Origin of the sequence: Oceanobacillus luteolus (assembly GCF_042678205.1) — a bacterium.
GTDB classification, from domain to species: Bacteria; Bacillota; Bacilli; order Bacillales; family Amphibacillaceae; genus Oceanobacillus; species Oceanobacillus luteolus.
Genome location: NZ_JBHUDE010000015.1, coordinates 1 through 25,936 on the forward strand (window position 1 = coordinate 1; position 25,936 = coordinate 25,936).

The following is a 25,936-nucleotide window of genomic DNA, read 5'->3' on the forward strand; positions in this document are numbered from 1 at the left end:
AAGCATGGTGACATGTGGAGCTGACAAATACTAATCGATCGAGGACTTAACTAAATTCTATTTTGATGTCGTTCCATTACTCTTATTTAGTTTTTAAGGTATAAGCTATAAAGGATGTTCGGTTAAAAACGTTCACGTCTTGTGAACAACACCGAACGACCTACATCCTGTAGGCCTGGTAATGATGGCGGAAAGGTCACACCTGTTCCCATACCGAACACAGCAGTTAAGCTTTCCAGCGCCGATGGTAGTTGAGACTTTGTCTCTGCAAGAGNCCTAAAACTCCCCTAGATAGAAAAGATATCTATCTAGGGGAGTTTTTTTGTGGAAAAAAACGTAGCTCTGCATTTACGTCATTCCTTAAGACTGTTGAAATAATTTATGATTGATAATTATACACAATCCCCTCATTTGGCAAATTCTACACCTATCCTACGATTCCTGTAAATACACATACTTCATATATTAAAAATGATTCACAAGGGTATACTAAAGAAACCTCATTTTTACAAATAATTTCCTTTACATCTCGTTAAATACAGAATGTATGAAAAACGAAGCTAGAACAGTAGGAGGGTATCATATTGCAAACAAGAGAAGACGCATTGTCCATATTTGCCCTTGGCGGCTTACATGAAGTTGGAAAAAATATGTATGTAATCGAGTGTGGAGAGGACATTGTAGTAATTGACTGTGGAAACAAGTTTCCAGATGAAAGTCTCTTAGGAATCGATCTAATTATACCTGATATTACGTATCTCGTGGAAAACAAGCATCGGGTACGTGCATTAATTGTCACGCATGGCCATGAAGATCATATCGGGGGCATCCCTTATTTCTTAAAAAATGTTAATGTGCCGGTATATGCCACACGCTTTACATTGGGATTGATAGAACTGAAACTAAAAGAGCATCGGATTCTACGCGAAAGCGACCTTATAGAGATTCATTCAGAGTCTGTTATACAAATCGGCAATATGCAAATTGGCTTTTTTAAAGTAAATCACAGTATACCTGATTGCTTAGGTATCGTATTCAATACTCCGCAAGGGACGATTGTACATACTGGAGACTTCAAGTTCGATTTGACTCCTGCAAACAATGAACGTCCTGATATTCATAAAATGGCTGAAATCGGAAATAAAGGAGTACTTCTCCTTTTATCAGAAAGCACAAATGCTGAACGTCCAGGATATACTCCGTCAGAGAAAATGGTAGGGGAGAATCTGGATGCGGTTTTTCAAAAATCAAAACGAAAGATCTTTGTATCTACTTTTGCATCCAACGTCAGTCGTATTCAACAAGTAGTTGCTGCATGTGAAAAATATCAGCGGAAACTGGTCTTGCTTGGTCGCTCGATGGTGAATGTTGTAAAAATTGCAATGAATAAAGGACACTTAATCGTACCCAAGTCTATGTTGATTGATGCCCGTGATATGGATGAATTTCCTCCAGAGAAAGTGGCTATTTTATGTACCGGAAGTCAAGGGGAACCCATGGCAGCACTTAGTCGGTTGTCTACAGGGAATTTCCGTGATGTGGAGGTATTACCTGAAGATACGATTATTCTTGCAGCTGGTCCGATTCCTGGCAATGAAAGGAATGTAACTCGTATTGTCGATAATCTATACCAGCTTGGTGCTCATGTCATTTACGGCTCTGGAAGCAGCTCGGGGATGCATGTATCCGGTCATGGATATCAAGAAGACTTGAGGCTCATGCTTACACTTATGAAACCGAAATATTTCATCCCGATTCATGGTGAATATCGCATGTTGCATCATCACCAACTACTCGCGGAATCCGTAGATGTAGAACGAGAAAATATATTTATTTTAAAAAATGGGGACGTTGTAGATATTGAACAGACCATCGCACGTAGCACGAGAACACTTCCTAGTGGAAACACGTATGTAGACGGTGGCGATGTTGGAGAAATGGAATTTGTATTACGTGATCGCAGGAAAATATCAGAAGATGGATTGCTGATGATTATTATCCCGATAAATATTCAGGAAGAAAAGATACTTGGAGAACCCGAGTTCATTTCCCGTGGTTTCCTAGATCAAAATTTTGCTGAACTTAGGAAAAGCATGAAGCAAATTGCATTACAAACCATCCATGAACTTCAACAAGCTAATCGAAATTCAAGGAATGCGATGAAAAAACAAATAAAAAGGTCTATCGCCAAATATGTCAAAGAACGTACGAAGAAAGAGCCAATGATTGTTCCAATAATATTAGAAATTTAGATACTACTAAAGGAACGTGAATCACGTTCCTTTAATTTTTGCTTTCAATTATATCCTTTAACTTATCTAACTTTTTATCAATTTCATTGATTTTGGCTTTGGTGTTGCTAAAGAAATGAGCTACTCTAGAAATCAAATATATGATAAGTATAAACACTAAGATATTTATGAACGATTCAATAAAAAAAGTATCCACTTCATGTCCCCTTCCTTGATCCACTATTTATCCATCTTTATATATTTCTATAAAATAAGCAAAGAAACCTTCTAATTGAGGCATTGATTAATATTATCTTGAACTCTCTCAGTAATGCTTTAGCTGAAAATCTAAGGATAAACCTTTTCCCACTGGTTAGTCTATATATATCAGGCTTATCATCAGGAGGTGCCACCAAGAAGATATGTATAAGTTATTATCGCATAATGATTTAGATGGGGTTGGATGTGGTATTTTGGCTAAACTTGCTTTTCGTGATCAAGTTATCGTACGTTATAATTCTGTTGGATCACTAAATCGTGAAGTAGAATGGTTTTTAGAAAATGACAAGGATACGCATCTATTCATTACTGATCTATCTGTAAATGAAGAAAATGAAAAACGGCTTAATGAGTATTATCAGGCAGGGGGGAGGCTCCAATTAATCGATCATCATAAAACAGCATTACATTATAATGAATATGATTGGGGTTATGTCGTTGTAGAAGATGAAGAGGGAACTTGACCTCAGCAACTTCCTTATTTTATGAATACCTAATCTCCAGGGGGTTACTGCAACCGACAGGGGCGATTGCTGAATTTGTAGAACTCGTCAGGCAGTATGATACATGGGAATGGGAGCAAAATGATAATCAAAAAGCGAAGAAACTGAATGCCTTATTTTTCTTAATATCGATTGATGAATTTGAGGAGACGATGTTAGAGCGTCTTGAATCCGATGAATCATTTCAATTTAATGATTTTGAAGAGAGAATTCTTGCAATGGAAGAAGATAAAACGGAGAGGTATATACGCAGGAAACGTCGTGAATTGGTACAGAAAAAAATAGATGACTTATATGCAGGCGTTGTATTTGCTGAATCTTATCATTCTGAGTTAGGGAACGAGCTTGGAAAAGAGTATCCTCATTTGGATTATATTGCAATCATGAATATCGGTGGTAGAAGAATGGGGTTTCGTACGATACATGACCATGTGGACGTCTCACAAGTTGCGGGCCGTTTTGATGGTGGAGGTCACGCGAAAGCTGCCGGCTGCGTAATGAATGAGTTGGCATTTAAATTATTCGTAAAAGAAACATTTCCGTTGCCACCATTACGAGAAGATCCAAAGAGAAATCGCTTCAATATAAAAGAAACTACGTTTGGAACACTGTACCAAACACACGATGAGGATCAGTTTTTTATTTATCAGGCGGATAAGGAATGGTGCATTAAAAGGAATGATAAGAAAATGGACAAAGTCTTTGCAAGTTACCAGGATGCAGAGATGTATCTAAAGCGTCATTATCAAGCGTGGTTAGCAAGAGACGAAGCATTTGTAGAGTATCTGAAAGAAAAGGTAAAGGAGTAGTAAACTTTAAAAATCGGTAAAAAGGGTATCCATCTTGAAATAAAAATTAGAAGACAGATTTTTAGAGTGATTCAAATAAATACTTGCTTTTATTAATTTTCTTTACTATAATAAATGCAACTTAAACATAGTTTCATGCTTAAAGACGTTGAAGAGGAAAAGTAAGATTCAGTTATTTTTTCACAGAGAGCTTCGGCAGCTGAAAAGAAGCAAAAATACGAATCTGAACAATGGCCTCGGAGTTTCGTGCTGAACGGTCATCTGACGCAGTAGGTTCCGACGAGATTTGGTGCTCGTTATCAACACCAAAGTATGAAGAGCCAATGGACTCGAGTACTTTTAGAGGCTGTATGTGTGAGCATACAGTAAAGTAAGGTGGTACCACGTAGATACAACCACGTCCTTACCGTTTATTCGGTGATGACGTGGTTTTTTGTTCTTTTAGAAAAAATGGAGGGAATATCATGAGCAAACAACATTTAGTATTACAAACGGATTTTGGACTTAGTGATGGGGCTGTTAGTGCAATGCATGGTGTAGCACTATCCGTCGACCCGAGCTTAGGGATTTATAACTTGACCCATGATATACCGCAATATAATATTTGGGAAGGTTCGTATCGTCTTTTCCAAACGATTAATTATTGGCCGGAGGGGACTGTATTTGTATCTGTAGTTGACCCTGGAGTGGGGACAGAACGGTTAAGTGTTGTAGCGAAAACGAAAAATAACCAGTACATTGTCACTCCAGATAATGGTACGTTAACCCATGTGAAAGAACATGTAGGAATCATTGAAGCAAGAATTATTGATGAAAAAATCAATCGCCTGTCAAATTCAGGTGAATCATACACATTCCATGGTCGGGATGTTTATGCTTATACGGGAGCAAGGCTTGCTGCAGGGATCATCACGTATGAGCAAGTTGGACCGGAATTGGATGTTGATCAGCTTGTTGAGTTGCCGGTTACAGAAGCTGAGTATACGGATGACGTTGTAGTCGGTAATATCGATATTCTTGATGTGCGTTTTGGAAACTTATGGACAAATATCGAGCGTGTCGTTTTTAAAGAATTAGGTATAGAATACGGAGATGCCTTAGAGGTTTCTATTGAAAATAACCGTAGATTCATCTATAAAAACATCATTAAGTTTGGAAGGTCATTTGCAGATAGTAGATTAGGGGAACCAATTCTATTTGTTAATTCATTGGACAAAATTGGAGTCGCCATTAACCAAGGCTCATTTGCAAAAGCCTATCATATTGAGACTGGTGCCAATTGGAAAATCAGTATCCGTAAAACACAATATAATAAATGATGTTAAACATGCATCTGCTGAAAGAGGTCCACTTATCAGCAGATGCATATTTATTTTCCTAATCAACTTCCATGGAAACTCATGTATCACATTCCTTCATTTGGGAAAGCTATGAACCATGAAGTACATAGGAAAAAAGGTGAATACATGGGATTCGTATGTTCAGTAGGTACGAGTATACCTCGATTTAATATCAGCCAGGAAGAAGTGAAGGAGTTAGTTCAGGAAGTTTTCGGGTCAAACAATGATGAAGTAAAAAGGTTGTTGCCAGTTTTCGAGCATGCTCAGATCGACAATCGGCAATTTGTTGTGGATAAGACTTGGTTTATTAAAGACCATACATTTGAAGAAAAAAATAATACATATCAGAAAAACGCAATAGACCATTCTCTTCAAGCAATAGATAATTGTTTACAAAACGCTCAGTTTCTCAGCGATCCTATTCCTTATGAGGCAATAGATTTAATTATTTACGTTTCCAGTTCGGGGATTTCCACTCCATCTATTGACGCTTTTCTAATAAATGGAAGACCTTTCCGTCAAGATGTCATCAGAATGCCTTTATGGGGATTAGGATGTGCAGGAGGAGCAATTGGTTTATCGAGAGCTTTTGATTGGATTAAGGCCCATCCGGAAAAAACTGCACTTGTCGTTTGTTGTGAGTTATGTGGGATTACCTTTCAAAAGGGAGATCTCCGAACAAGTAATATTGTTGGTACAGCACTATTTGGCGATGGAATTAGCGCAGCCCTCGTCATCGGGGAACACTCTCCGTACTTAAACTATAAGAAAAACACTGTTCCTAAAATCGTCAATTCAAGTTCACGTATCAAAAAAGACAGCACGTCTGTTATGGGCTGGAACGTCACCAATAATGGGTTGGAAGTGATTTTTGACAAAAGCATTCCATCACTTGTCGAAACCTTTTGGAAAGAACACATGGAGCTTTTTGTACAAGAAATGAAAATCCAAAAAGAAAATATCCATGCCTATATTGCTCATCCAGGAGGAATGAAGGTGCTGGCAGCTATGGAAGAAGTATTGCAGGATAAAAAAGAAAAGCTGAAGTACTCCTATGATATATTGAGGAATCATGGTAATATGTCGTCTGCTACTGTTTTATATGTCCTCAGAGAATGGATGCAAGCGGGGGCGGAGCAGGGGAACCTAGGCATTTTAGCGGCTTTGGGGCCAGGATTTTGCTCTGAATTACTTTTACTGGAGTGGAGTAACTGATGCCTACAATATTTTGGATTTTATTCATCTTTATTGCCATACAACGTATTGTTGAGCTAGTCATAGCTAAAAGTAATGAAAAGTGGATGATGGAAAGAGGAGGAGTAGAGTGGGGAAAGGATCATTATAAATGGTTCATTGTTGTCCACACGCTATTTTTCTTTTCTCTTCTGCTTGAGGTTTTTCTGCGTAATCCCATCACGCTCATCCTCAACCCTTATGTATTTGCCTTGTTTTTATTAATACAAGCAGCGAGAGTTTGGTGCATTCTTTCATTGGGAAGGTATTGGAACACAAAAATCATCATTTTGCCTAACAATTCACTAGTGCAAAAAGGACCATACAAATATGTAAAGCACCCGAACTATATTATCGTTGGTGTGGAGTTATTTATCATCCCTATTCTTTTTCAAGCTTATATCACTGCGATTCTTTTTCCGTTGTTTCACATTTTACTAATGACTATACGGATTCCGTTAGAAAATCAAGCACTTGCTGAGTTAAAAAGAGGAACGTGATATCGCGTTCCTTTTTCAATGCTTGTGTAACATCTAAATCACCCTAAAAATTTAACACCAGTCTTCCTCGCGTTCGACTGTTCCGTAAAAAATACTGCCTAGTCGAATGCAAGATGTTCTTACATTCGATTGTGACTCTCAATCAGACGTGCCAACGAACGCGAGATGTTCTTACATTCGATTGTGACTCTGAATCAGGCGTGCCAACGAACGCAAGATGTTCTTACATTCGATTGCATATTGAAATTAGCTCTATCATCAAGCGTATCATCTGAACGTTACTGTCTTGGGTTATTCCAGACCGGTCGAACACTAAACTTCTATCCCCGCGATTCCAAATCCCCCTGGTCCGGAGTGGGTGGAGATTACTGCACCTGCTTGCATCCAGTGAATGTTTTTAAAACCATAGTCTTTTGCAATTGCAGAGGCACGTTCTTTTATACCTTCATCCAGTCCGACAGAGTAGATTAAATATAATTGTTCCTGGTCGATATTATACTCTGTAAAATAGTCGTGCATTAGCTTTTCCGAAACTTTATTCATTTTTCCTCGATATTTTTTATTGGAAAGCAATAAGCCGTCAACCAATTCAATCCTCGGTTTTAATTTTAGTAATGTTCCTCCTAGATATGCAAAATTACTTACACGTCCACCGGCTTTTAAAAAATCGAGACTTCCCGGAATGAAAGCGAGTCGAGCTTTAGGAATACTCGTTTTTATTTTTTCCACTAATGCTTCCGCTTCAATTGAGGGTTCATCCTCTAATAATTTTGCCGCATACATCACAATGGCAGTTAGTCCCCCTGTTACATTCAACGCATCGATCAGATAAAGATTGTCAAAGTCTTCAGAGGCAAGCACGGCGTTATGAAAAGACGAAGAGGCTTTTGACGTATATCCGATATGGACAATGGTGCAGTCTGCGAAATCCTGATTAATCCTTGTGAAAAAATTGTGGTACTCATGCGTATTGGTAGATGTCGTTGAAGGGATTTGCTGTGTACGATCATAATAACTATAAATCTCCTGTACAGGTAAAGAACCGTCCAAATAATCTTTACCTCCCATAATCACATGCATCGGCACTACTTGTATTTCATATTTTTTTGCCAGTTCCTCAGGTAAATCTGCACCACTCTCAGTTGTTAGTATAATTCTCTTCATCTTACCTCCTCCACTTCTATACAATCCTAATCGCTATTTATTGTTCTATTTCACACTATACAGCAAATTTTATGGAAGAGATAGAACAAGAGTGTAGTCGTTATCATTTAGGAATATTTTATTGTGAGATGAAGAAACTAACATTAAAAAGGAGGAATGATTCTTGACGAGGAAATATTCAAGCATGAAGATAGTTTTTGTAACAATAATCGCATTCATACTTATTACACAGGGAGCCATGCACAGTTTGGCAGAATCGGCAACTCAAAACAATGAAATCATTGTTGAATTGAAAGACGATACCTTTAATCCGGATGAAATTACACTTCAAAGTGATGAAACGACGATTTTGGTTCTGCAAAATAAAGGAGTAAAAGATCATACATTCACTGTAAGAGATTTGGCCATCGATGTCGAGGTATTACCGGGACAAGAAGAAAGGATTTCTGTCAGCCCGGAGCAGGTGGGGACATACGAACTGATATGTCGATACCATATGCAAGAGGGTATGGTTGGACAGGTAGTGGTTGAATAATCATAAAAGCTTCACATTTACTTGCTATTAATTATCAGTATGTATAAAAAGATATAGAAGTAAAATTACATTATATGTTTAGGTTTATAAAAGTCGGGGTATTAGTATGGAGATATGGTTGTTGATTAACATATAATTTGCCTGATTGATGAAAATTATGAATCAATCAGTATTTTTCTTATTTATTGAATGGGGGAGGAAATAAAATGGTGAAAGAGGACGGTATTGCAAAATACATACAAAATAATGAAGAAGAGTTCCAATCGATCCTGTTGAAGGAAGCGGGTGATGTAGCTTCCAAAATCCATTCAATCTTGGAAGAAGGTAATATTGACTTATTAAGTAATGCAAAGATTATTGCTCTTTATGTTGTTGGGAATAAACGGGACGAACTTATCGCTTTTGCTGAAGTGGAAGGTATTTCTTGGGCAAAGCATTCACTAACGCTCGCATTAAAATTAGAATGGATTCATGCAATACGACGGACGTTATGGCGTCTTCTACGTAAAAATAGCCCATTAAACGTTGATTCTGTGGATGAATTCTTCGCATTGGAAAAGAGAATCAACGATGGGATCGATGAGTTTTTGAACAACTTCTTTATCAGTTATTCGAGATATAAAGACGAATTACTTATTGAACAAAGAAAGTTGGTCGAACACCTGACGGTTCCAATTATTCCAGTCAGCTCGTGGATCGCGGTGTTGCCATTGATAGGGAAATTTGATTCCTACCGTATGGAAACTATTGAGGAAAAGGCATTATCTGAGATATCAAGATTAGACATTGAAACACTGATTATTGATCTTTCAGGGATCCCAGATATCGATGAATACACGTTGGATAAATTTGAAAAAGTAGTTAGTGGAATAAAATTGATGGGTTCAGAACCGGTGCTGACCGGATTAATGCCTAATCTTGCCCATAAGATGGCCAGCTTGGGAGCAAATTATGGAGTGGATATTGCAATAAAAGGTACATTGCAGCGTGCATTAAATGAATATCTATTTGTAGAAACATCTTGATATAAGCATGACGAATTTTATAAAACTGCACCTCGATTGTTAGGCATAAATAACAATTGGGGTGCAGTTTTTATATTAGATAAAGTTTCACACTGAATCCATATTAAATTACAGCCATAAGTATGTTAGAATAACTTATATTGGTGGAAAATTTTAACTCTTTTTAAAAAGGAGATGTAGAAATGGACAAGAAAATGAAATTTGCTATCTATTTAGCGATAGTAGTACTGACTTTCTTTTTAATCGTCTCTTTAATTACAGAACGTTGGGGATTTTTCATATGGAGTCTATTGCCTGTTTTTATGTCTACGATGATTACATTTACTCAAAAAGCGGAAAAGTAATTTCGTTATAAAGGGGAGAAGTTCAATGGGGTTTATTTATAATTTGTTAGCTATTTTATCATTGGCGGGTTTTCTATATTTTTTAGGACAGTCTGAAAAGAGTTCCAGGAGTAGAAGGATGTGAGCAGTTATTAACACTAAAAATGGAAGCTATATCATCAGCGTGCTATGTGTGCCAGTAATTCTCATGATTGGAATATTGATCAACTATAATGGATTTGTTGAAGCTAAAGCTGCCTGTCTAGGTAACAATGGATCAGTCACGGAACAGGATATAGGTATCCTAATCCTTAATTGGTCTATCTCTTGTGAAAAGTGATAACGGTTAACTGATTGCTATCAAGGGTTAAGAATGAGGTGAAGAAAATGGTTGGTAGGTTTGAACTAAGATTTTTGTTAATGATTGCCTCTTCATTTATAGCACCTTTCGTATTATTTTTCTTTTTCTATTTATATAATGTGACTTCTCGTCTTATGGAAGGTTACAATCTACATTTCACTACTGATCCGGCCTTATCCGTTCTATTATATATGCTTGCTATACTCTTCTTTGTTTTCATTGGAATTCCGATATCACTCATCATTGAGAGAATGAATAAAGGGACACGCTGGATCAACTATTCCTTAGCGGGGATATTTATCGGATTGATCATTTCCATTTTCAACGGTATAGAAGGGTTTGATGTAAGCTTGGTTTCCTATTTACCATGGGCGTATGCAGGTTTTTCTTTTTATATTGTTTTAGTTGCTTTAGAAAAACTCACCCTAAAACTTCGTAATGGAGAATAATTACCAGTTACCTTTTTATAAAGTTTTGAAATTGATGATTTTATACGGAATATGTTAGGTGCATGGATTAGGTATTGGATATGGAATACAAAATCTTTTCAGAGTTTATTCAAATAAGAGAGAAATCGCTGTGAGCTAAAAAATCATGTTTACGGGGGATGAGCAAATGAGGATACGAAGAGCAAAACTAGAGGATGCGCCAGGCATTGCTAAAGTACACGTAGATAGTTGGAGAACGACTTATAAAGGCATCATCCCAGATAATTTTTTAAATAATTTATCTTATGAAAACCGGACGGAATTATGGAAGAGAAATATTACAGACGAAACGAACTATATTGTAGTCGCTTTAAATGAAATGGACGAGATAATCGGTTTTGGAACGGCAGGGAAAAGACAAGAGAATAAGGAAGAGCATACAGGAGATTTAACATCCATTTACCTGCTGGAAGAGTATCAAGGAAAAGGGATAGGAAAGAAATTGCTTAAAGAACTATTCAAGCACTTTAAAGAATTAGGTCGTAAAAAGATATTTGTTGAAGTACTTGAAGATAACAAAACACGGTACTTTTATGAATATTATGGTGCAAAATTAGTGAAGAAGGATCAAATTAAAATTGGTGAAGAAATATTGAATGAACTAATTTATGAATGGGATTCTGTCGATGATGTTATGGAGAGATTATGATTAAAAAGTTCAATAAGGCATCGCATACATTTTGCGTTGCCGTATTGAACTTCATTCTTTTCTTTAAAAATGACAAAGGCGATTACGGATAGAAATGATTACTTTGCAGTTTGTTTAAAAACAGATAATTTATCAATCGATTCCAATGAGCGTAATAAAGGATGAACGAGAAAATATATACTAAAGACAACCATCATCATCCCTGCCATCATAATGGGGTAAACCGGACTGGCCGCAGAACTGACAGCACCTCCTACCAATGCTCCCAAAGGTTGCCCAATAGCGGATAAACTAACTAAAATTGTAATGACTCTACCAATCATCTTTTCCTCGACTTGTTGCTGCACAATAGAAATAATCAATATATTGATAACTCCTACACCAATAAAGCCAATACAATAAAAGGTTAAAGAATACCATACCGGTAACATCGAAGAACCAATCCAAAAAACACCTGAAAGTAATGCTGCACCCATTGTCAATTTGCTGTACGGGAGATGCTTGATTCTAGGTGTCAAAAATGAACCTATGAGAAGTCCGAGCGTCATTGCTACCAGATAATAACCATAGTATGCTTCATTTCCACCTTGCATTAAAGAAAACGCTGGGATGGAAGCAAACATACTTCCAGTAAAGAAATTAAGTAAGACGGCAGCAGCTATAATATGAGGCAAGATGGTGGGGCGGATATAGATTAAACCTTCCTTTAAATCGTGTCTATAATTATGAAGGGTTTGTTTTAAACGGAATGTTTCTTTATTTTTTACAACCTCCAAACGGAAAAATAAATATAGAACTGTAGTAATCAAATGGCATCCTGCTGTAATGAGGATGGCTGTCACACTGCCGATCATTGCAATTATAATGCCTGCAGCAGCGAGGAAAACAACATCGAGACTTTCTCTTAACATATTGATATAAGAATTGGCTTTAACAACATTTTCTTTTCCAACAAAAGTAGGAACAAGCGTTGTTTCGATTGGATAAGTGAAGGTGGAAATTAACGCGACAACAAACATAATCATAATTACTGTCCATACGTGCAACATGGAGAAGGTATAGAGGAGTGGGATGGATAGAAGTAAGATTGATTTGGTGAGTTCACATAAGACTAAGGCTTTTTTATATGAAACATAATTGGCAAAAGGTGCAATTAAAAAACTTATACATGACGGCAAGCCGACTACGAAAAAAGCTACCCCAGAATAAAATGGATTTCCACTGATAAAAAGCACCAGCATCATAGCTCCGATACTATACATACCTGAGCCAAGTGCTTTAACAAAAACTCCCGAAAGTAAAATGTTGAAATTATAATTCAACACCTTATCATTCATTTTTCACCCTCCTTGATCTGTTTTGAAATCGTACTATTGAATGCATAAGCTGCCCGCTCTTTCTTGGAGCTCACCGATGATCGTGCGAACTCAATAATCAATGCTCTTAGCTTTTCTTCAAATTGTTGCAGTTCATCCCTTGATAGCGTCAAGGTAGCTGCATATTGACTGTGAATATTCGTATCTTGTTTTCTGTTATCTACTGTTGAAAATGAAATAGCTTTGGAACGATAATACTTTTCAATAATTCCTTTCTTTTTTTCTTCGCGTTCCAGTTCGATAATACCGTGATCATATAGTTTCCGGATATGGTAGTGGATGTTTCCAGCAGTTTTATTTAACTTTGTTGCCACTTGTTTGGCTGTCATTGCTTGATCAAATAGCAGCATAATAATCTGACTCCGAATCGGATGGGAAATGATTTCTTGCTGTTTTAAAGTAATCACCATATTGTTCTCCATAGAACGAAACACTCCTTCTCAGTCTATAAGTTCAGATTGATCTGTAAAAATAGATTGATGTATTTTAAGTATATGACCCGTTATTGAAAAAGTGTATCGATTTTGAAAATAATTTTATTTATTATGTTGAATTTCTGTATCGAGGTTAATCGCGTTACCTAGATAAGTAAAAGTTATCTCGATATATAAAATGTTAGTATTATTAGTTATTGCAATTATCAGTTATGATGAAATTGGTAATACAAACTTGAAAGGAGGTAACAACATGGGTATCGACTTTCACAATAAGAAAAACCAAACAACATATACTACTCGAAATGCTGATAAATCATGGATGGAAGAAATTCAAAAACTTGTACCAGTCAATCATATTTCAAATGCTGTAGATGTTGGATGTGGTGGAGGAATTTATTCAAAAGCACTGTCAGATATGGGGGTTTCTTTTGTTACAGGTGTTGATTATTCGGAGGCCATACTTGAAGGGGCAAAAGATAATTGCAATAGTTACCAAAATATTACTTTTAAACAAGGAAATGCACTAGAAACTGGATTAAAGAGCAACAATTATGATTTGTTGCTTGAAAGAGCTTTAATTCATCACATTGACGATTTAAGAGCCTGTTTCAAAGAAGGTTACCGAATATTAAAGCATGACGGTTATTATATTATACAAGACCGCACTCCTGAAGATTGCTTACTGGAAGGTAGTGATCGTCATATTAGAGGGTATTTTTTTGAAAAATTTCCAAGGTTAATTGATATAGAGACGAAACGTAGATACGATAGTAAATATGTAATGGAAACACTCCATAGGGCTGGGTTTCGAAAGATTGAAGAAGTTCAGCTATGGGAAACTAGAAATGCTTACAGTCATAAAGACGAATTGCTTCATGATTTAAGTAAAAGAACGGGAAGAAGTATATTACACGAATTAAATGATAAAGAATTGCAGTCACTAATACGTCAAATTGATAAATCGTTGCCTACAAAAACTACGATTATTGAAAAAGACAGATGGACCATTTGGAAGGCGGTAAAATAGCAAGGAATCCGAGAACCTAATAATTTGAAAGCGGGGAGGGATTTAATTGGGGACCGAAATAACATTTAGAATGGCTACTGAAGATGATTTGGATCGTATTGTTGCCATGCTTGCGGACGATATGTTGGGAAATAAGCGTGAGCGTTATGAACATCCACTTCCTTCTAGTTACCTGAAAGCATTTAAAGCTATTAACTCAGATCCTAACAATGAGTTAGTGGTGGCCTGTGATGGGAAAGAAGTGGTCGGTGTACAACAAATTACGTATACCCCGTATATCACCCACCAAGGTGGATGGAGAGCTACGATTGAAGGGGTGAGGACATCAGCTTCTGTACGGGGAAAGGGTGTAGGTACTAGAATGATAATATGGGCTATTGATCGTGCAAAGGAACGTGGGTGTCATGTAGTACAATTGACTACGGATAAAAAAAGAACAAATGCATTAAAATTTTATGAGCGGTTAGGTTTCAAAGCAACGCATGAAGGGATGAAATTGAAGCTTTAATTATTTTTCAAGTAATGGATGAGTAAATCGATTAAAAACAAGGATCCTGAACAGAATCATCTTGTTTTTTGTTGAATGTTAAGAAAATAAAGTAAAGAGATACTGCCCTAAAGCCATGCCAAGTAAACCAAAACCTGCAGTAATACTAAACAGCCATTTCTGAGATACTCTACTTTTCAAGCTTTTGTCACTACTGGTGGTATTGATAAAATATCAATCCAGCATCTGTGGATAGTTTTTATTACATATATTATGATTAGTGGGATTGGTGGAGTGATTGTCATTCGGAAATGAATTATAAACCGTAACGTTAATCTCTTGCTATGTTTAGTGCCATATCAAAAACGATCACTGATATTCCAACATCATAGTAAAGGGGGATGGTAAAACTGAAAAAAGTTTCATCATACTTCTACCAATTCCCCATTAAAACTACTTTTTTTCTGAGATAGATTCGTTTATTTTTTCTTTTATTTTTTCCATTTTTTCTTGATATTCTTCCTCTACTTCGGATGTCGACGGTAAAAATGGTTCTGGATTATAATCCGTACGTTTACCGTGACGCAACATCTGATAAATGATCATACCGTTATTTGGTTTACCGTTAACCGTCTTCATCGGGACGGCATCAAACAACACATAGAAAAATGCATAGAATACAAACCGATTCCAAAATGTTACATACTCTGTTATATATCCGTTTGCAATCAGCGCATTGATGATTAATCCGAGAATTACATTCAGCATGATAGGGCTAGCATACAACACGACATAGGCAAATTTACTATTATTACGTAAATCATCATAAGAAAACCAGCTATAGAGGTGATAATACTTTCGTACATCAAATATACCCAATTTAAATACTCTCGGGCCAGACCCCATGGTGATTCTACAATTCTTCGCACCGAATAGGAATCCAGCTATCATATATCCTAACTCTCTTAAAAAAATGACTACAGGAAAAATAATAAATGCGGAAATTACGAGACCTATTAAATCGGATAAACCAAACATCTACCACACCTTCTTCTTGTTGTTTGTTACTTCAACTACTTTTCCACGATTTTCAAAGAACCAAACAAAATAAGTTTTTCAGGGTGGTGAGTATGATTCTGAGATTGGCTAGGGTTAAAAACTTTAAAAAAACACAGAACTAGAATGGAAGAAATATTAATTAACAAGCAGGATAAATCATACTTTAACTTGTATTACTAGTATATATGTAGTTTACATTAGTAATAAATCTACTGGAATAAAGGAGGGAAATGATGTGTATGACAAGTGAAATAAGCACTGCTGGGGCTTATGTGTTATATAATGGCTTATTTATATTTCAAGTTGGTCCAACCAAATCAGGTGATAAACTTGGAGTGGTCAGGTTGGGAGGGCATAGGGAAGATGGTGAAACGGCGTTGGATACTGCAAAGCGTGAAGCTTATGAAGAAGCTCAAATAGAAATTAATCCTCATCATCCGGATTCAACTTTTTATATAGAGGACTGGAATGACGAGCCCATTAAAGTAAAGATTGAAGATCCCGATGCACCAATTCTAATGAAAGGAAATGAGAAATCTTCTTATACAGTCATGTATTTATCGTCTACCTACAATCAGCCATCACCATCATCGGAATCACAAGGATTATTATTACTGTCCCCTGAGAAGGTTCATCTTGTCTGTCAAAAGGATATTTCTTTAAATGAATATCACGAGCTTGGTGGAATTTCTATACTGAAGTCAGAAATAAATGCGGATCTAATTTTACAGCCCTTTCCACAATTATTATTTCTATCTCGATTACTTAAAGAGGAAAGCGAGCTAATGGAAGGTCTTATCATTTCATCCTTATCTCATAAAAGTGAATTTTACATGGAAAAGAATTATAAAGACAGTGAGTAATAATTGCATTTAGGAATACAGCTAATTCCATACATAAAATTGAAGTGAATTATAAGGAAAGAAGGATGATCATCATGAACTTAAAGTTGGAATCGAAACGAATTATTTTACTTCCTTTTAAAGAAGAAGATGCAAGTAGAATCAGAGAGTTGGCAAACGATAAAGAATTAGCAGATATTCTCGGTCTTCCACATCCGTATGAACTGAAACATGCAGAAGGTTGGATAGCGGTACAATCAGAGCTGATTAAAGAGGGAAGTGAATTTCCATTAGCAATAGTATCTAAGGAATTAGATGAAATAATAGGTACGATCACTATAAGAGTGGATAAAAATAATAATAAAGGTGAACTTGGATATTGGATAGGTAAAGATTATTGGGGAAACGGATTTGCGACTGAGGCTGTCCATACAATAATACAATTTGGATTCACACAATTGGAGTTAAATAAAATATGGGCTGCCGCCTTATCGAGGAATACAGCCTCTATTTTAGTTTTAGAGAAAGCTGGTTTACAAAAAGAAGGAACACTAAAGCAAGACAGATTATTACATGGAAAGTATGAAGATGTGGATGTATATGGTTTATTGAAACTGGATTATACATTGAATCAAAAGAGTAATGTAAAAAACGAGCAAGGAGCTCATCAGTAGAATTTTCATGCTTCAAACAAAAGCTTTTATCCGCAAAAGAAATATACCCTTTGAGTTCAAATGTTTGAAATACTTTAAATCAAACGATAACATGATTCAACATCGATTATAGGGAGAGGGTGTAGGGAATGAAAGCGATAGTTGTAGAAGAATTTGGTGCGGTAGAAGATTTTATGGAAACAGAAGTCGATAGACCAAAAGTAAATGATAATGACGTGTTAATTGAAGTCCATACTGTTGCCATTAACCCAGTTGATAGTGCGATACGAAAAGGAAGAATGCCATTTAAACTAGGGTCTCCCATGATTTTAGGAACGGATATCTCTGGTGTCGTATCTGAAGTTGGGAAAAATGTCACCGATTTTGCTGTAGGCGATGAAGTATTTACTTCCTATAAAGTAAATCGGGGAGGTGGACTGGCAGAGTATGTATCTATCCCTGAAAAATACGTACTGAAAAAGCCGGAAAATGTTTCATTTGAAGAAGCTTCTGCTTTAGGTATCGCAGCACTAACCGCATATCAATTGGTAAATAAAGAGTCCTATGAGGTAAAAGCTGGAGAAACTGTTTTTGTACAAGGTGGATCTGGTGGTGTAGGTACATATACTGTTCAGTTTGCCAAACAGAACGGAGCCCATGTAATTGCTACAACTAGCAGAAATGAAGAGTTACTTGCATCCCTTGGAGCAGATCAAGTCGTGAATTATAAAGAAGAGGATGTACCAAAGGTTTATGCAAATAAAGCAGATGTATTAATTGATACAGTAGGTAGAGGGACAGATACATTGCCTGTTGTCGTTGAAGGTGGCCGATCCTTAACTCCAGCAGCTCCAATTTCAGAAGATAAAGCTGCAGAAAGAAACATATCAATTGATCGAATTGTGTATAGAATTGATACAGGTCAATTAAATAGATTCATTGATCAAGTTTCTAAAGGCGATTTAAAAGTTATTATTGATGAAGTTTATCCTTTTACGCAGGACGGTGTCCAAAAAGCCTATGAATTAAGTGAATCAGGTCATGCAGCAGGTAAGATTGTAATAAAGGTTAAGTAAAAAATAATGATAATTAAAAAGCTCAGCTGAACAGAAGGTACTCCCCTAGGCTACTAACAGATTATAATGGATATGTTGGCACCTCAGGGGAGATTTTATGTTATGGTATTTCATCTATAAAGGGAATTATTTTTATTGAAAAAAATATAACTTTTGATGTTGCTCATTTGTTATTCTATGATGTTGCTCATTTGTTATTCTATGGTATAATTTCTTGGGCAATTTAGAAAATCGCTCGATAAAAATAGGAAGCTAATATTAAAAATAGGATGTGAAAAAATGCCTTTCGCGGAGATTGGGCTAACCGTAACTAAAGTTGGCAGTATGGTAGGAATATTAATTATTATTTTCGGAGCTTTTTTATACTTGATTGAAAATAAAAATAGAGGTGTAATGTTTGCTACTGCAGCTAGAGCACTAGGTGTAGGAAGTTTGATTGTCATGGTGAGCATCCCGTTTTCTATTCCGAACCTATTGCTCTCAGCATCATCAATACAAGAAATAAGCATGTTAAGTATAATTATAATTTCCGTATTTCTTGGATCTCCGTTAATTTTTATGGGGTTGGCATCTTTCATTAGTTTACATGCAAAAGCCCATGTAATATTAAGGACGATTGTAGCGCAGGGAGAGCTAGAAACCTTGTCTCCTATCCAAAAGAAATAGCCATATAAAAAGTCTAACTTCTCCTGCGTAGAATTAGACTTTTTTTGTACATTATTATATTAAGGGCCATTAATTATATAAAAGAAGGAAAAGAACTTTTCATATAGAATATTAATGGATAGGCTGAATATTTGGCCTACACTAGAATTTGAAGACCGCTGAATAGATTTCCATGTAGAATCGAGGAAAGTATAGTAAATGGTAAAGCTAACGGAGGCTGTGTTATGGGGAATATAAAGATTGATGATTTTTATCATCGAGATCCTGATATAGAAAAAATAGCAGAATTGTACTGTGTCACTTTTTTAACTGATAATTATTCGATGGAAGAAAATGCTATAAAAAATATTAATAAACATGCTAATTATGAAGGATTTATCGGACTAAAAGCAAATGATGATGATGGAAATATTGTTGGGTTTATCTATGGATATACAAGCTTACCAGGTCAATTTTACAGAGAAAAGATTGCTGAACATTTATCCGAAGAAGATATTAAAACCTGGTTATTCAATTGCTTTGAATTTGTTGAATTAGCGGTATTGCCATCATATAGACGCCTAGGTATAGCTAGTAAATTACATCATGCTTTATTAGAAAGTGTGAACTATAATAGTGCTGTATTAACAACTGGTATGGAGAACAGGCCTGCTACAAACTTTTATAGAAAGCATGGATGGGAAATGATTAAAAAAGATGTCCCTGTAATTTCAGAGGACAATTTACAAGCCATTATGGGAAAAGTTTTAAACTAATACATCAGTAATCCATCGGTGTACTTCTGGTGGATATGCAAAAAAGGATCTGTTGGAAAACAAATCCTTTTCGCTCCGTTTAAATTAAATGGAAGGACGGTTTGGGCCATTTAATTTCTTATCACCTTTTATAGGATCAGACTTTTCTCTTTGTTGTTGACGTTCTTGTTTTTTTACTTCTTTACTTTTATCCATTCCACAACCTCCTTTAGTCATAGTGTGTCTCATTTTATGGAAATGATTAGTATTTTCTTGTGGTAACGGATGAACATAAACGGATAAATTCAGATGTGTGTAAATCTGGAGATTCGAAAAAATTATTAGGGAGTGGTGGATCGATTTGGAGCACTGTATATTTTGTGGAATTGTTAGTAAGGAAATAAGTTCGTACATATTATGTGAAGACGAGTTCACTACCGCATTCCTTGATATCAATCCAGTGGCTATGGGGCATACCTTAGTTATTCCTAACCGTCACTTTTGTAGATTAGATGTAATAGATGACAAAGAAGTGATGCAAGGAATAATGAAAACATTGATTAAGGTATCAAATCTCCTTATTACAGCCGAAGTTTGTCATGACTTTACTATACTCAATGATAATGGATTCCATGCACAGCAAGATATTATGCATGCGCACGAGGCATCATAACGAAAAAGTTGATTTAAAGCTGCCAACTCATGAAGAATTCGCCACTGCCGAGGTACTCAAGTCAACATATAACCTCTTAAGAAAACAATTATGTGAAGGTTAACTATTATTCCTCAACTAGCACTTGGATCTGACCTAGCAAAATATAACGGGCCTGTAATATGAAACTAATTTCAATGGAAAACGTACATATATAGAATACATATAAGAAAACAGCGGAGAAAAGAGTGAAATTACGATTGCACTACCATTTTTGTTACGACGTTCCAGTTAGAATAAAATCAAATATTGAAATGTTAAATGACTTAGGAGGAGAGAATCATGAAAGTAATGCCTATTGAAAAAACTGGTATCACAACGAGCCGCCTTGTGTTAGGCTGCATGGGGTTTGGTGGTGACTGGAATCATTCACCTTATTCAATAGAGGATATGTTAAATGCAGAAAAAGCAATTGATGCTGCGTTGGCTAACGATATTACGATGTTTGATCATGCCGATATTTATAGGAGAGGTAAAGCGGAAAAAGTATTTGGTGAGATTTTGAAATCACGTCCTGAACTCAGGGAAAAAATCGTACTTCAATCCAAATGTGGGATCCGTTTTGCTGATGGAGAGATACCAAACCGCTATGATTTTTCCAAGAGTCATATCTTGGATTCGGTGGATGGCATATTGAGTAGATTGAACACCGAGTATATCGATGTTCTCTTGCTGCATCGCCCAGATCCGTTGATGGAACCAGAGGTAGTTGCAGAGGCGTTTGAAACATTGAAGGAGTCAGGTAAAGTTCGTTATTTTGGTGTTTCCAACATGAGTGCCTCCCAAATAAAATTATTGAACGCCTACTGTTCGGAACCTATGGTTGTTAATCAGTTGAACATGAGTTTGAAGGAAATCGATTGGCTGGAGCATGGTGTATTAGTAAACCAAAAGGCAGGAGCAGGAGTGAACTTTCCAGAAGGGACGATGGAGTATTGCCGACTAGAAAATGTGCAAATCCAAGCGTGGGGTTCATTGGCAAATGGAATGTATTCCGGTCGCTCTATAGAAAATCCATCGGAAGCAGACCTGACTACGATAGAGCTGGTAAAGAGATTAGCAGATGAAAAAGAAACCTCCCAAGAAGCAATAGTGCTTGGGTGGTTAATGCGTCACCCAGCGATGATTCAGCCTGTCATCGGTACAACAAATCCAGAACGCATTGCGAAATGTAAAGACGCAATCCGACAGGCGGAGCTGATGACTCGAGAGGAATGGTATACACTTTACACGGCTTCACGGGGGAATAGGTTGCCTTAAAATTCCAAATATAGTATTTCATAAAAGCATTTGATAGTTTGATATATCAAGTGCTTTTTATGAAATTGAACAACTGTGGAGGAGTGATTTGTATAATCAAAGCTGTTATCTTTGATTTGGACGGAACCTTATTAAATAGAGATGCATCCTTAAAATTGTTTGTTGAAGGGCAATACGAACGGTTATATCAGTCCTTAAATCATATCCCTAGAGATAAATACATCGAGAGGTTTATTGAGCTTGATGATCGGGGTTATGTATGGAAGGATAAAGTCTACCAACAAATAGTGGCTGAGTTTGATATCATCCATGTTACATGGGAAGAGTTATTACAGGATTACATTACGGAATTTAAAGATGCATGTGTGCCGTTCCCCAACCTCAATAAACTGCTGGAGGGTTTAAGAAATAATAATCTTGTTCTTGGAATGATCACTAATGGTAGAGGTCAGTTTCAAATGAATAATATAAAAGCATTGGGTATTGAAGATTACTTTGAGACTATTCTTATATCAGAGTGGTAGGAATGAAGAAACCTGAACCAATAATTTTCCAACAAGCTTTAAAGGAATTAGATGTTTTACCATCTGAAAGTATATTCGTGGGTGACCATCCTTTAAAGTCATTGCTGCCAATATGGTAGGTATGAAAACTGTTTGGAAAAAAGATAACCAATGGAAAAATGTGAAGGCAGATTATACGATAGAAGACCTCCAAGAAATCTCTTTAATCATAGGAGAATTAAACAAATAGAGTAATAACTTTTATAGGGTGCTTCCTTTTAAAAAGAAGGAGAAGCATCCTGTTTTGTTGAAATTATACACAAAGCATTAAAATTGAAAAGAGCTAATCTAATTAAAATTTTGTGAGGTGTTTTATGGAGAATCCCATATTAAAACAGATAGGAACAATATTTATCCCGGTAAGTGATATTGAGAAAGCAAGAGATTGGTATTGTGATATTTTAGGGTTAAAAGTAAAAGATGAGATTCAATTTGGACATCTATACGTTATTCCCTTAGATGGTACAAACATCGTATTAGATAGTAAGATCTATTCGGAGGAAAAAATCTTTCGAGCACCAGCATTCCACTTTAATACCAACAACATAGAAGAAGCATTTGAATATATGGAAAACAAGGGTGTAAATTTAATTACAGAGATTGAACATAACCATTATTTCAACTTCAAAGATCCTGATGGAAATATTTTAATGGTTTGCAAGTGACGATTCTAAATAAACCTAACATCCAGGTAAATGTTTTGAGGAGGGTTATTCGCTGAACAGGATAGAATATAATAAGTTTTATGAGATGGTTGGAAACAGAAATGTTTGGGACTTTAGTAGTTTGCAAGTAACTCACGAGGGAATAGAATGGAACTTTTATGAAGAAGTAATGAAGAAATCTAGAAAAACAGATGTATTGTTGGATATCGGTGCAGGTGGTGGGGAATCTTTACTACCTATTGTATCTTCACTGCTTTTCACGGTAGGCATTGATATATCAAGCAGTATGGTGGAAACTGCTAAGAATAATGTTGCAGAAGCCAACCTAGCAAATGTACGGTTCTTTCAAATGTCCTCTAATGATATCCAGTTTCCTGATGATTTCTTTGATGTCATATCATGTCGTCATGCACCCTTTAATTCCTCTGAAATAGCTAGGGTTTTAAGAGATGGAGGAATATTTCTTACCCAGCAAGTAAGCGAAGCGGATAAATTGAATATCAAAGAAGCTTTTGGTAGAGGACAGTCATACGGTGAAACCGATGGGACATTAAAAGAAAAATATATACGCGAATTAAAGGAAGTTGGCTTTTCAAAAGTACAATCATTTGAATACAACGCAGCAAGTTATTACCATCGAACGGAGGATCTTATATTTTTGCTGAAGCATACCCCTATTATTCCGGGATTTGGTCAGAGTCAGAGAGATTTTGATATGGTACATCATTTTATTGAAGATAATCGAACAGAAAAAGGAATCTTCACCAATACGAAAAGGTTTATATTAATAGCTGAAATGTAGTAGAATTTACAATATATGGTATTAAACACTTAGTTATGACACGCGACCTACGAAAAAGATTAAAAGTATTGCCGGATACACCGGGTAGTAAGGAACTGGGAGGACCTCTATGAAAAAGACATCGAACAAATAGTGGTTTTGGTTATCAGTCATTTGTCTTCTAGTAGGGATTGCATTATGGTTGCCTAATTTTATATTGCAAGATGGATATAGTTTTTGGTTGCTAGTTTTTATAATCAATCCTCTTGGTGCTTTATTTGGCTTTCTAGCTAGAAGCAAATTCGGGGTTATATCAAATATCATGATGATTTTTAGCTTTTTTATCATCATGTTTTTGGGATATCTGGCCAATGCATCGTTTAGTTAAGAACTAATCGCATCAAATAACAACTAAGATCGTCACTATGGCGATCTTTTTTATAATGGATGATTGTTGAAAGTATTGGGGGTATATTTTTGGATAACAATCTTTTAGTGAAAGTTGCCGAATTATTTCATGCTGATGGGAGAGATTTGAAATTACTAGGCGGTTTTTCAAATAATGTATATGAATGTAAGAAAAATAATCATAGTTTTATTTTGAAGTTTTATCTGAACTCCATGTATAAAAAAGAAAAGCTGGAAGCGGAATTAGATTGGATAAGCTTCTTAATGAGGTCAGGTGTGAATGTTACGGCACCTTTACCATCGATAAATGGTAATTATTTGGAGATTATTCATGAGGACAATAATGAATCATATTATGTTTTGGCTTTTGAAAAAGCTGAAGGCGTGTTAATAGATACTGACAATCCAACTGAATGGAACAGTAAGCTATTCTACAAATGGGGAAAAACGATGGGGAAATTACATTCATTGTCGAAAATATATCATCCGCCTGGAAATATAAAGAAACAAAATTGGAATGAGGGTACTATCTTTACTAAAGACCTCGAAGGTTTAAATGAGACGATTATTCAGAAATGGGAAGAATATGTCGATGTGCTGAAAACATACCCAAGGAATGGAGAATTTTATGGAATGATACACAATGACCTTCATCACGGAAACTTCTATCTACACGACAACGAGATCATCTTATTTGATTTTTGAGATTGTGAGTATAATTGGTTTGTATATGATATTGCCATTGTTTTATATCATGCGATACAGACAATAAACGAAGATGATATACAGTTAAGGAAGGATTTTGCTTCTGACTTTTTTAGTACATTCATGCAAGGATACTTTACAGAAAACAAATTAGATACATATTGGCTGTCAAAAATCCCTTTTTTTCTGAACTATAGGCAAATATATTCTTATATATACTTTGTCCATTATCTTAGTGAAGAACAGAAAAGTGAACCAAGAGTAAAAGGTATTTTAAATGGTATGAGATATAGGATAGAAAATGATGTTCCATATATAGATAGTTCATTCTCATTGGGGAATGGCTGATTTGAATCACATTTGATAAAGGGAGTACTATTAATGGAGAAATCTAGTGGAAGAATGATGTTAACGAATGTAAAGCTAGTCTTCCATCTTTTAATTACAATAATAGCTTTCAGTAGTATCGTGTTGCATGTTATCTATTCTCCAGCACCTTTTGTATCTATAACAAAGTTCACGATCCATTCGAATCTTATCGTTTTCCTGACATTTTTATTCAATAGTCTAAAAAGGAAAGATACTCCTTTCCTGGACTTTTTGAAAAATTGTTCCGTAATTTTTATGTCCGTTAATATTCTTACTTACCGTTTTCTTCTCTCTAGCGGTGGAGATTATGAAGGAATTCGGATTATTACTAACTTCACTCTTCATTATCTCATACCAATATTAGTGTTTATAAACTGGATCTTTTTCGAAACCAAGAAAAAGTACAGATTCATCTATATCTTTTATTGGATGTTTTACCCTTTACTTTATACGATAGTTTCGTTGGTAAGAGGGTGGTTTGATGGATTTTATCCTTACTTCTTTCTAAACCCTAATGGAGAGATTACCTTTGGTGTTGGTAGTTATTTAAATGTCTTCTTATTTATGACTGTGGATCTACGTCAATATTTAGGACACATTTAAGTTAGTTTTTTGGTTGTGCTTTGAAGCTTATTTGAATAGATATGTGAAGGCTTGACATGGAGCCTCTGTGTGC

General features: G+C 35.9%; 27 protein-coding genes, 1 rRNA gene, 2 pseudogenes and 1 other annotated feature. Of the genes and pseudogenes, 25 read left to right on the plus strand and 5 right to left on the minus strand.

The window, feature by feature from the left end; translation table 11 throughout:
• The first annotated feature begins 174 nt into the window (after positions 1-174).
• The 6 genes and pseudogenes from rrf (at position 175) to ACFSBH_RS04000 (ending at position 6,895) form a co-directional block, all read left to right on the plus strand.
• A 5S ribosomal RNA gene (rrf, locus tag ACFSBH_RS03975) occupies positions 175-274 on the plus strand.
• Between the two features lie 310 nt (positions 275-584).
• Positions 585-2,252 (plus strand): ribonuclease J, encoded by a 1,668-nt coding sequence (locus ACFSBH_RS03980; protein ID WP_379596131.1) that lies wholly within the window; start codon positions 585-587, stop codon positions 2,250-2,252.
• A 401-nt stretch (positions 2,253-2,653) separates the two neighbouring features.
• Positions 2,654-3,822: pseudogene (locus tag ACFSBH_RS03985) on the plus strand (DHH family phosphoesterase).
• Positions 3,823-3,961: 139 nt separating this feature from the next.
• Positions 3,962-4,230 (plus strand) — a binding site (T-box leader).
• Between the two features lie 56 nt (positions 4,231-4,286).
• Positions 4,287-5,141, plus strand: coding sequence for an SAM hydrolase/SAM-dependent halogenase family protein (locus ACFSBH_RS03990; RefSeq protein WP_379596133.1), 855 nt, complete (start codon positions 4,287-4,289; stop codon positions 5,139-5,141).
• Between the two features lie 111 nt (positions 5,142-5,252).
• Positions 5,253-6,377, plus strand: coding sequence for a type III polyketide synthase (locus ACFSBH_RS03995; protein ID WP_379596135.1), 1,125 nt, complete (start codon positions 5,253-5,255; stop codon positions 6,375-6,377).
• Complete coding sequence (locus tag ACFSBH_RS04000; RefSeq protein ID WP_251517469.1) at positions 6,377-6,895, plus strand: isoprenylcysteine carboxyl methyltransferase family protein; 519 nt, start codon at positions 6,377-6,379, stop codon at positions 6,893-6,895. Before ACFSBH_RS03995 ends, ACFSBH_RS04000 begins: the two co-directional genes overlap by 1 nt.
• Positions 6,896-7,207: 312 nt before the next feature.
• Here ACFSBH_RS04000 and ACFSBH_RS04005 read toward each other — a convergent pair whose 3' ends face one another.
• A complete protein-coding gene (locus ACFSBH_RS04005; RefSeq protein WP_379596137.1) occupies positions 7,208-8,059 on the minus strand; it encodes a DegV family protein in 852 nt (283 codons plus the stop codon).
• 184 nt (positions 8,060-8,243) lie between these two features.
• Here ACFSBH_RS04005 and ACFSBH_RS04010 point away from each other — a divergent pair, with 184 nt between their 5' ends.
• The 5 genes from ACFSBH_RS04010 (at position 8,244) to ACFSBH_RS04030 (ending at position 11,440) form a co-directional block, all read left to right on the plus strand.
• Entirely contained in the window at positions 8,244-8,594 is a 351-nt protein-coding gene (locus tag ACFSBH_RS04010; protein WP_251517483.1) for a cupredoxin domain-containing protein, read from the plus strand.
• A 206-nt stretch (positions 8,595-8,800) separates the two neighbouring features.
• On the plus strand, positions 8,801-9,619 hold the full coding sequence (locus tag ACFSBH_RS04015; RefSeq protein ID WP_251517464.1) for an STAS domain-containing protein: 819 nt from the start codon (positions 8,801-8,803) through the stop codon (positions 9,617-9,619).
• A gap of 182 nt (positions 9,620-9,801) precedes the next feature.
• Positions 9,802-9,963: a hypothetical protein gene (locus ACFSBH_RS04020; protein WP_251517461.1), complete on the plus strand. Its 162-nt coding sequence runs from the start codon at positions 9,802-9,804 to the stop codon at positions 9,961-9,963.
• A gap of 366 nt (positions 9,964-10,329) precedes the next feature.
• Positions 10,330-10,752, plus strand: a complete 423-nt coding sequence (locus tag ACFSBH_RS04025) for a hypothetical protein (protein ID WP_379596140.1) — start codon at positions 10,330-10,332, stop codon at positions 10,750-10,752.
• 166 nt (positions 10,753-10,918) lie between these two features.
• On the plus strand, positions 10,919-11,440 hold the full coding sequence (locus ACFSBH_RS04030; RefSeq protein WP_251517456.1) for a GNAT family N-acetyltransferase: 522 nt from the start codon (positions 10,919-10,921) through the stop codon (positions 11,438-11,440).
• Positions 11,441-11,538: 98 nt separating this feature from the next.
• Here ACFSBH_RS04030 and ACFSBH_RS04035 read toward each other — a convergent pair whose 3' ends face one another.
• Both ACFSBH_RS04035 and ACFSBH_RS04040 read right to left on the minus strand, forming a co-directional pair.
• Positions 11,539-12,777 carry an MFS transporter gene (locus tag ACFSBH_RS04035; RefSeq protein ID WP_251517453.1) on the minus strand — a complete coding sequence of 413 codons (1,239 nt, stop codon included), beginning with the start codon at positions 12,775-12,777 and terminating at the stop codon, positions 11,539-11,541.
• On the minus strand, positions 12,774-13,238 hold the full coding sequence (locus ACFSBH_RS04040) for an ArsR/SmtB family transcription factor (RefSeq protein WP_251517450.1): 465 nt from the start codon (positions 13,236-13,238) through the stop codon (positions 12,774-12,776). Before ACFSBH_RS04040 ends, ACFSBH_RS04035 begins: the two co-directional genes overlap by 4 nt.
• Before the next feature lie 265 nt (positions 13,239-13,503).
• Here ACFSBH_RS04040 and ACFSBH_RS04045 point away from each other — a divergent pair, with 265 nt between their 5' ends.
• Together ACFSBH_RS04045 and ACFSBH_RS04050 are read left to right on the plus strand one after the other, a co-directional pair.
• Positions 13,504-14,280: a class I SAM-dependent methyltransferase gene (locus ACFSBH_RS04045; RefSeq protein WP_379596160.1), complete on the plus strand. Its 777-nt coding sequence runs from the start codon at positions 13,504-13,506 to the stop codon at positions 14,278-14,280.
• A gap of 46 nt (positions 14,281-14,326) precedes the next feature.
• The gene (locus ACFSBH_RS04050; RefSeq protein WP_251517772.1) at positions 14,327-14,788 is read left to right on the plus strand and encodes a GNAT family N-acetyltransferase; all 462 of its coding nucleotides are present in this window, start codon (positions 14,327-14,329) and stop codon (positions 14,786-14,788) included.
• 432 nt (positions 14,789-15,220) lie between these two features.
• Here ACFSBH_RS04050 and ACFSBH_RS04055 read toward each other — a convergent pair whose 3' ends face one another.
• Positions 15,221-15,805: a hypothetical protein gene (locus tag ACFSBH_RS04055; protein ID WP_251517768.1), complete on the minus strand. Its 585-nt coding sequence runs from the start codon at positions 15,803-15,805 to the stop codon at positions 15,221-15,223.
• 260 nt (positions 15,806-16,065) lie between these two features.
• On the opposite strand from ACFSBH_RS04055, the gene ACFSBH_RS04060 reads away from it, so the two are divergent.
• From ACFSBH_RS04060 to ACFSBH_RS04105, 10 genes and pseudogenes are all read left to right on the plus strand, one after another.
• On the plus strand, positions 16,066-16,689 hold the full coding sequence (locus ACFSBH_RS04060) for an NUDIX hydrolase (RefSeq protein WP_349774387.1): 624 nt from the start codon (positions 16,066-16,068) through the stop codon (positions 16,687-16,689).
• 74 nt (positions 16,690-16,763) lie between these two features.
• Positions 16,764-17,342, plus strand: coding sequence for a GNAT family N-acetyltransferase (locus ACFSBH_RS04065; protein WP_379596144.1), 579 nt, complete (start codon positions 16,764-16,766; stop codon positions 17,340-17,342).
• A gap of 128 nt (positions 17,343-17,470) precedes the next feature.
• Positions 17,471-18,397: an NADP-dependent oxidoreductase gene (locus tag ACFSBH_RS04070; RefSeq protein ID WP_251517760.1), complete on the plus strand. Its 927-nt coding sequence runs from the start codon at positions 17,471-17,473 to the stop codon at positions 18,395-18,397.
• 279 nt (positions 18,398-18,676) lie between these two features.
• On the plus strand, positions 18,677-19,063 hold the full coding sequence (locus ACFSBH_RS04075) for a hypothetical protein (protein WP_379596146.1): 387 nt from the start codon (positions 18,677-18,679) through the stop codon (positions 19,061-19,063).
• Positions 19,064-19,287: 224 nt separating this feature from the next.
• Entirely contained in the window at positions 19,288-19,818 is a 531-nt protein-coding gene (locus tag ACFSBH_RS04080; protein WP_379596148.1) for a GNAT family N-acetyltransferase, read from the plus strand.
• 340 nt (positions 19,819-20,158) lie between these two features.
• The gene (locus ACFSBH_RS04085; RefSeq protein ID WP_379596150.1) at positions 20,159-20,470 is read left to right on the plus strand and encodes an HIT family protein; all 312 of its coding nucleotides are present in this window, start codon (positions 20,159-20,161) and stop codon (positions 20,468-20,470) included.
• 321 nt (positions 20,471-20,791) lie between these two features.
• The gene (locus ACFSBH_RS04090) at positions 20,792-21,769 is read left to right on the plus strand and encodes an aldo/keto reductase (RefSeq protein WP_379596152.1); all 978 of its coding nucleotides are present in this window, start codon (positions 20,792-20,794) and stop codon (positions 21,767-21,769) included.
• 92 nt (positions 21,770-21,861) lie between these two features.
• Positions 21,862-22,522: pseudogene (locus ACFSBH_RS04095) on the plus strand (HAD family hydrolase).
• Positions 22,523-22,646: 124 nt separating this feature from the next.
• Positions 22,647-22,997, plus strand: coding sequence for a VOC family protein (locus ACFSBH_RS04100; RefSeq protein ID WP_251517930.1), 351 nt, complete (start codon positions 22,647-22,649; stop codon positions 22,995-22,997).
• Between the two features lie 52 nt (positions 22,998-23,049).
• Positions 23,050-23,799 (plus strand): class I SAM-dependent methyltransferase, encoded by a 750-nt coding sequence (locus ACFSBH_RS04105; protein ID WP_379596162.1) that lies wholly within the window; start codon positions 23,050-23,052, stop codon positions 23,797-23,799.
• Between the two features lie 33 nt (positions 23,800-23,832).
• Here ACFSBH_RS04105 and ACFSBH_RS04110 read toward each other — a convergent pair whose 3' ends face one another.
• The gene (locus tag ACFSBH_RS04110; RefSeq protein WP_379596154.1) at positions 23,833-24,129 is read right to left on the minus strand and encodes a hypothetical protein; all 297 of its coding nucleotides are present in this window, start codon (positions 24,127-24,129) and stop codon (positions 23,833-23,835) included.
• Positions 24,130-24,255: 126 nt separating this feature from the next.
• On the opposite strand from ACFSBH_RS04110, the gene ACFSBH_RS04115 reads away from it, so the two are divergent.
• The gene (locus ACFSBH_RS04115; RefSeq protein WP_379596156.1) at positions 24,256-24,891 is read left to right on the plus strand and encodes a phosphotransferase enzyme family protein; all 636 of its coding nucleotides are present in this window, start codon (positions 24,256-24,258) and stop codon (positions 24,889-24,891) included.
• Between the two features lie 381 nt (positions 24,892-25,272).
• Positions 25,273-25,863 carry a Pr6Pr family membrane protein gene (locus tag ACFSBH_RS04120; RefSeq protein ID WP_379596158.1) on the plus strand — a complete coding sequence of 197 codons (591 nt, stop codon included), beginning with the start codon at positions 25,273-25,275 and terminating at the stop codon, positions 25,861-25,863.
• The last annotated feature ends 73 nt before the right edge of the window (positions 25,864-25,936 follow it).